The following is a 7379-nucleotide window of genomic DNA, read 5'->3' on the forward strand; positions in this document are numbered from 1 at the left end:
AGATGCCTGTATATAATTACAGGCGTTTTGTATTTCTTAACAAAAGTGAAGGTGAATTTTTGAATAATGTAACAAATTATAAAAATAAGTGAAATAGTAAAAAAAAATTTATTAAGGGCACGTTTACATTTAAAAATAAGGACTAAAGGACATTGAAGGGATTTACAGTAGTTGGTATAATAATAATGTAATTACAATTTTTGTAATTACATCGTTAGGTGTTGAGGGATGAAAAACGAGGGGAGAGGCTAAAATGGTAAAAAAACAAATTATAGCTCTAATACTTGCTGGTGGACAAGGGTCAAGGTTAGGGGTATTGACTAAGAAACTAGCAAAACCAGCAGTTCCATTTGGGGGAAAATATAGAATAATTGATTTTGCTTTAAGCAATTGTGCTAATTCAGGTATATATACAGTTGGCGTGTTGACTCAATATCAACCTCTTGAGCTAAATTCACACATTGGTATAGGAAGCCCTTGGGATCTTGATAGAAGAGATGGCGGAGTAGCGATTCTTCCACCTTATCAAGAAGAAAGAGGTGGTAATTGGTATAAGGGTACTGCCAATGCCATATATCAAAACATACCTTTCGTAGATGGGTATGAACCAGAGTATGTTTTAATATTATCAGGTGACCATATATATAAGATGGATTATGAAAAAATGCTTGATTTTCATAAACAGAAGGAAGCAGATGCTACAATAGCAGTTATTGATGTAACGTTGAGTGAAGCGTCAAGATTTGGAATAATGAACACTAATGATGATTTGTCAATATATGAATTTGAAGAGAAGCCAGCCAATCCTAAGAGTACTAAAGCTTCTATGGGGATATATATTTTTAATTGGAAAACACTTAAGAAATTCTTGAAAGAAGACGAAGCTGATAAAAATTCAATTAATGATTTTGGAAAGAATATAATACCAAAGATGATTGAGGATGGAAGAAGATTGGTTGCGTATCCTTTTAAAGGATATTGGAAGGATGTAGGTACTATAGAAAGTCTTTGGGAATCTAATATGGACCTATTAAAAGATAATAATGAACTTAATCTTTATGATGATGAGTGGAGGATTTATTCTGTAAGTCCTGGTAGACCAGCTCAATATATTGGACAAAATGCTTCAGTAAAATCATCTCTTATTGTTGAGGGGTGTATCATTCATGGTGAGGTTGAAAATTCAGTGCTTTTTCCAGGTGTAGTAGTAGGTAAAAACGCAGTTGTAAAAGATTCAGTTGTAATGCCTAATACTAAAATTGGAGAGAATGCTATTGTAAATAAAGCTATCGTAGGTGGCGGAGTGGCTATAAGAAAAGATTGTAAGATAGGCAATGGAAAGACAATTACAGTAATACCGGCAAAAGAAGATTTAAAAAGTGGAACTATTATAGAAGGATAAGTTATGGGGGTGCACATATTGAAAAATTATTTAGGAATAATCAATTTAGATGAGAATGACGACAAAATAACTGAACTTACTAGAACAAGGCCATTAGCATCAGTCCCTTTTGCTGGGAGATACAGAGTAATAGATTTTATATTATCAAACATGACTAATGCTGGTATTGAAAATATAGGCATATTTACTAAGAATAAATCAAGATCCTTGATGGATCATATAAGTAACGGGAGACCGTGGGATTTACACAGGAAAAGATATGGACTTAGAGTGTTTAATTTTGCGGATGAAGATCCTGTATATGATGATGTTCATAATTTTGCCGATAATCTTGAATTCTTTCAATATTCTAAGCAAGAATATGTTATATTAGCACCTTCGTATATGATATGCAATATTGACTTTAGAGAAGCTATGAAATTTCATGAGAAGAGTAATAATGATATAACTGTACTTTACAAAAAAGTAAATAATGCAGATAAGAGCTTTATTGACTGTGATGTACTAAACATTAATGAATATGGCAGAGTGGTGAGCGTTGGAGAAAATATAGGCTATGATAAAGAAGCAAATATATGTATGGAAATGTTTCTTCTAAGAAAAGACTTGTTTATTGAGCTTATATACGACAGCATAAAAACAGGAAGAAATAGAAAAATTAAAAAGAGTATCTACAGACAGTTAGATACACTTAGAGTATATTCCTACGAATTTAACGGCTACCTATGTTGTGTAAATTCGTTGCACTCATATTATAAAGGAAACATGGATTTATTAAATGTAAGAATAAATGCGGAATTATTTCATGATAATGCTCCTATATATACAAAATCAAAAGATGAAAGCCCTACTAAGTACACTAAGGATAGTGAAGTAACAAATTCTATAATAGCAAATGGATGCTATATAGAGGGACACGTAGAAAACTGTGTAATTTCAAGAAGAGTTAATATAAACAAGGGTGCTTATGTTAAGGATTGTATTATACTTCAAAATTGTATTATAGGACCTAATGCTAAACTTATGAATATAGTAGCAGATAAGGGTTCATATATACCTAAATCTCAGGATTTAAGGGGACCAGAAAAGTTTCCTTTAGTATTAGAAAAACAGAGCCTATTATAAACTAAGAATATTTATAATATAAAAGCTTGAATCAAAAAATGATTCAAGCTTTTTTTATATAGGAAGGTTTATAATTTTTATGATTTAAAAAAATAGCAATTTTAATTACGTTTTAAGTAATACTGCAAAAACAAAGCTTATCCGCCTGCCAAATTTCAAGCAGTTACATTCGGAAAGGCAGATGGGTAAAAATAATACATCGTAAGATATAGTATAGTCATATATCAATACTCTATAATTAAGGGTATATAAATATAAGTAAAAATAAGTATAGGAATTATAAGATATGTGAGGAAGAAAAGTATGGGAGTTTTATTTGTAACAGCTGAAGCTTATCCTTTCATGAAGGTTGGTGGATTAGGAGATGTTGCATACTCATTGCCAAAAAGTTTAAAACAAATAGATGTTGATATACGTGTAATAATGCCAAAGTATAAGTTTCCTAAAAGAATAAAAAGAAGAATGAAGAAGGTAGCTCATTATACAACCTATATAGGATGGAAAACTGTAGATTGTAATCTTTTTACTTTAAAGTTAGATGGAGTACAGTATTATTTTATAGATAATCCATCTTACTTTTATAGGCCAGAGGCATATGGATACCACGATGATCATGAAAGGTTCATTTTCTTTTCAAAGGCAGTACTTGAAGGTATAAAGTATATGGATGATTTTAATATTGATATATTGCATTGTAATGATTGGCATTCATCTTTAGTTATACCGTTAAAGGAAACTTATTACCGAGGAAATACAATTTACGATAATATTAGAACAGTATTTACAATACACAACATATTATATCAAGGAATATACGGCAAGGATTTGCTTTGGATGTTAGGTTTAGACGAAAAAGAGTATTTTACTGAGGATAAGCTAAAATACGGAGAAGGAATATCTTTTATGAAGTGGGCTATATTAAGTGCTGATAGAGTGACTACAGTGAGTAAAACATATTCAGAAGAAATCAGGCAGCAGCATTTAGGTTATGGGCTGCACAATATATTAGAGGGTAGGAACCATTTACTAACTGGTATACAAAATGGTATAGACTATGATGAGTTTAACCCTAAAGAAGATAAGAATATATATTTTAATTACTATTCTGATGATTTAAATGATAAACATAGAAATAAATTAAAACTACAAGAGGAATTGGGGTTAGCAGTAGATGTGAATATTCCTGTTATAGGTATGGTGACGAGGCTTACAGATCAAAAAGGCATTGGTCTTTTAGAAGGTATTATAAATAAATTAATGAGCAAAAATATTCAATTGATAATAACGGGTACAGGTGAAAATCACTACGAAGAGGATTTTAGATATTTTGAAAATAAGTATGATAATCTTAGGGCAGTTCTAAGATTTGATGAAGGTTTTTCAAGGAAAGTTTATGCAGGAGCAGATATATTCTTAATGCCTTCAAAATTTGAGCCTTGTGGATTAGGACAGCTTATTGCAATGAGATATGGTACAGCTCCTGTAGTTAGAGCTACAGGAGGTCTTAAGGATACAGTTAAGGATTATAATAAGTATACTGATGATGGTGATGGTTTCACTTTTAAAAAATATGATACGGTAGATTTTTTAAATGCAATAGAGCGTTCTTTAGATGTTTTTAATAATCATAAAGATTCGTGGAATAAGTTATGCACAAGAATAATGAAGAAAGACAGCAGTTGGAAGTTATCAGCAGAAGAATATAAAAAGCTATATATGAAGATTTCTGAATACTAAATGTGAAGTAGTTCATCTATAAATGAACCACTTCGTAATAAAATTTATATTTTTAAATTCTCTCACTAGAACCCGTTAGAGTTTTAAAAATAGATTTCGGATCAAAGTAGTTCATCTTTATATAAGAAAATATGTAAATTTGGCTATAAGCTTTAATATATTTCTTATTAGGGAGGATTCTATAAATCCAACTAATTAATAAGGAGTTAAAACTTATGCTTTTATAATACCTATAATACAAAAGACTTATTGAGGTTGCCATTAATGTTTGATAACTATATAATTTATTTAAACAAATTTATATATTATTAAATTTGATGGAGGATAAATGGATAAGAGAAATCTAAAGTTAAAAATAAGTTGGATTGTTTTGTTGTTTTGGATGATTATAATATTTGTCTATTCGTCTAAGAATGGAACTGAATCGGACAAACAAAGTGCATTAGTCATATATGTGTTTAATGCATTAGGAATAGACTTAAATGGGATGTTAGGAGATCTTGCTACTTTTATTGTGAGAAAAACTGCACATTTTACAGAATACCTAATACTATTCCTTCTTGCGTATAATGTTTTTAGGAATTACCTAAATAAGAAGGCTGCTATAATATGCGGGATAATCTTAACTTTTGGATATGCTTCTACAGATGAAATTCATCAGCTTTTTGTGCCAGGAAGAACTGGGAAGTTTAGAGATGTATTAATAGACACAAGCGGATCGATATTCGGAGGTATAGTAATTACATTAATTAATAAAATAAGATATAAATCTAAAATAGTGGTTTAAACCACTATTTTTATATTTATAGAAGTGATGAAAATATTCTTGCTACACCCTCAATCACTTTAGTCAACTTATCGGCATTTTCATATTCTTCTAAGGAAAATTCTCTACAGTTTTTTAAATCTTCTAAGAATAACTGATCTAGTTGCTGTGATATGTCTTCATTATATATTACAGTGTTTATTTCATAGTTTAAGTCAAAACTTCTTATATCCATGTTAGCTGTACCAATTGAAGAGAATTTTCCATCTATTGTAATAGTTTTCGCATGAACAAAGGAATTTTTATCGTATAAATATACTTTCACACCACAACGCATAAGTTCTCCGAGATAAGTTCTAGAGGCCTTATTTACCATTATATGGTCAGCTCTTTCAGGAAATATGATTTTTATGTTTACTCCGCCTAATGCAGATATTCTAAGAGCATCCATTATGCTTTCGGTTGGAACGAAATATGGTGTGGTTATATAAATCCTATCTGTAGCCATGGTTATCATTTTTAGCATTCCTTGCATTATTGCCGGGAATTCTGAATCTGGTCCGCTTTTTACAAGTTGCATAGCCAAAGGTGATTCTACATTAGTTGTAGGGAAATATTGGTCAAATTCTTGATCGTAGAAGCTATAATAATTGTTAGCTTGTTGAATGGTCATAAAGTCATCCAAAAAAACTGCTTGAAGTCCCAAAACGAAATCGCCTTTTACCATTATGTGAGTGTCTCTCCAATATCCTAGTTTACTGTTACCAAGATATTCGTCTCCTATATTAATACCGCCCAAAAAGCCAACTTTACCATCAATGATAGCTATTTTTCTATGATTTCTATAATTTATTTGTGTGTTTATAAGCTTTAATAAAGGAGATAAAAAATACGAATATAAAACTACATCGATTCCAGCAGACCTGAGTTCTCTAATATAGCTTCTTTTCATCTTCGCTGCTCCAACTCTATCGATTATAAATCTTACACGTACCCCTTCTAAGGATTTCTTTATTAAAATTTCTTTTATTTCGTTGCCTATAGTGTCGCTTTTAACTATATAATATTCCAAATGGATATGATGCTTTGCTTTTAATAGTTCTTCTTTAAGTCTTTGAAATTTTTGAATTCCATCTTTAAAAACAGTAATATCATTATTTAGAAATACAGGAGAATCACTGTTGTTAGCCAAAAGTTCTATTAAAGAGATATAGGTCTTATCTTTTATTTCTTTTAATACGGGGGATATTAGATCTTGAACTTGACTTGAAAATCTTTCGTCATTCAATTTGTGTATCTTCCAATTCCTACCTAAGAAGATATATAGGAATAGTCCTACAGGTGGAACGAGAGCAAGAACTAAGAGCCAAGCTAATGTTTTCTCAGGTTGCTTTCTTTCCAAAACTACTATAGTAATTGAAAGAATAAAATTGATAATAAAAATTAAATACATCATATAACTTGGTAATCTCATCATAAGCATTATCACCTCCATATTAATAAGAATAAAGTCTTTAAGTAAATAGTAATGATGTTATATAAGTTGAGACAAATAATTATATTAAATTTAATAAATACATTATATTATATACAAATAATGACCATAAGAAACAAGTTTATGTAATGATAATTAAAATGTCATAAAAATTTGATTGAATTCTAGTTATCTAAGAATAATTAAATCATCATAAGTATAAACTATTTTTGTTTTAGTGCAATTATATTTTAGAATTTTTTCGCTAGAACTGGAACGCGTATTAGGAATAGGTTTTTCTATGAATATATAAATCGCTTCAATTAATACGTGCATGATAAAGATTCGTATGAATCTGCAAATCTTTATCTGATATATTTAAATATGAAGTAGTACATATATAGTATATTTTTAGGAGCTGTAGAAACTTTATAAGTAGATTTTTAAATTCAGCTAGTACATATTTAAAGAATATGACTAAATGTACCAATAAACATATCCAAGTGTATCAATTATAGAGATTTAGAGAAATATATAGAAAAAACAATTATATATGCGAATAAATAAAGATAAATAGTGCATTATATAATCATAAGTGCTCATATACATGTTATTATAAAACACGTCGCTGATATAAACAACGACAAGTCAACAAACAAATTTAAAAAACTTGTCTGAAAATAAAGTTTTTAAAAAGATGTTGACAAAAAAATGTACACATGATAACATAAAGAAGTCGCAAATGAGCGGCAACAAAAACTCGGTCTTTGAAAATTAAACAGAGAAGATAAACAAAGTCTAAAATTAGACTTAAACTAAACCAGCAATTCTTTTGAAAAAAGACTTACTAAGTAAGTAAGCTATGATTAAACTTT

5 protein-coding genes are annotated in these 7379 nt (G+C 29.7%); 4 read left to right on the forward strand and 1 reads right to left on the reverse strand.

Going from position 1 to position 7379, the window contains the following annotated elements; translation table 11 throughout:
- Nucleotides 1-253: 253 nt before the first annotated feature.
- From OCU55_RS22690 to OCU55_RS22705, 4 genes are all read left to right on the forward strand, one after another.
- Complete coding sequence (locus tag OCU55_RS22690) at nt 254-1402, forward strand: glucose-1-phosphate adenylyltransferase (protein WP_261854571.1); 1149 nt, start codon at nt 254-256, stop codon at nt 1400-1402.
- A gap of 18 nt (nt 1403-1420) precedes the next feature.
- A complete protein-coding gene (gene glgD / locus OCU55_RS22695) occupies nt 1421-2527 on the forward strand; it encodes a glucose-1-phosphate adenylyltransferase subunit GlgD (RefSeq protein WP_261854572.1) in 1107 nt (368 codons plus the stop codon).
- A gap of 303 nt (nt 2528-2830) precedes the next feature.
- On the forward strand, nt 2831-4264 hold the full coding sequence (locus OCU55_RS22700; protein WP_261854573.1) for a glycogen synthase: 1434 nt from the start codon (nt 2831-2833) through the stop codon (nt 4262-4264).
- Between the two features lie 328 nt (nt 4265-4592).
- Nucleotides 4593-5051: a VanZ family protein gene (locus OCU55_RS22705; protein WP_261854574.1), complete on the forward strand. Its 459-nt coding sequence runs from the start codon at nt 4593-4595 to the stop codon at nt 5049-5051.
- A 16-nt stretch (nt 5052-5067) separates the two neighbouring features.
- On the opposite strand, the gene cls is transcribed toward OCU55_RS22705, so the two are convergent.
- Nucleotides 5068-6507, reverse strand: a complete 1440-nt coding sequence (gene cls / locus OCU55_RS22710) for a cardiolipin synthase (protein WP_261854575.1) — start codon at nt 6505-6507, stop codon at nt 5068-5070.
- Between the last annotated feature and the right edge of the window lie 872 nt (nt 6508-7379).

Source organism: Clostridium folliculivorans (assembly GCF_024341905.1).
Lineage (GTDB): Bacteria > Bacillota > Clostridia > Clostridiales > Clostridiaceae > Clostridium_AR > Clostridium_AR folliculivorans.

Bases quoted from the DNA above. Each gene is read 5' to 3' on its own strand.
- OCU55_RS22700 (WP_261854573.1), top strand. From the start codon at position 2,831: ATGGGAGTTTTATTTGTAACAGCTGAAGCTTATCCTTTCATGAAGGTT.
- OCU55_RS22690 (WP_261854571.1), top strand. From the start codon at position 254: ATGGTAAAAAAACAAATTATAGCTCTAATACTTGCTGGTGGACAAGGG.
- OCU55_RS22705 (WP_261854574.1), top strand. From the start codon at position 4,593: ATGGATAAGAGAAATCTAAAGTTAAAAATAAGTTGGATTGTTTTGTTG.
- cls (WP_261854575.1), bottom strand. From the start codon at position 6,507: ATGATGAGATTACCAAGTTATATGATGTATTTAATTTTTATTATCAAT.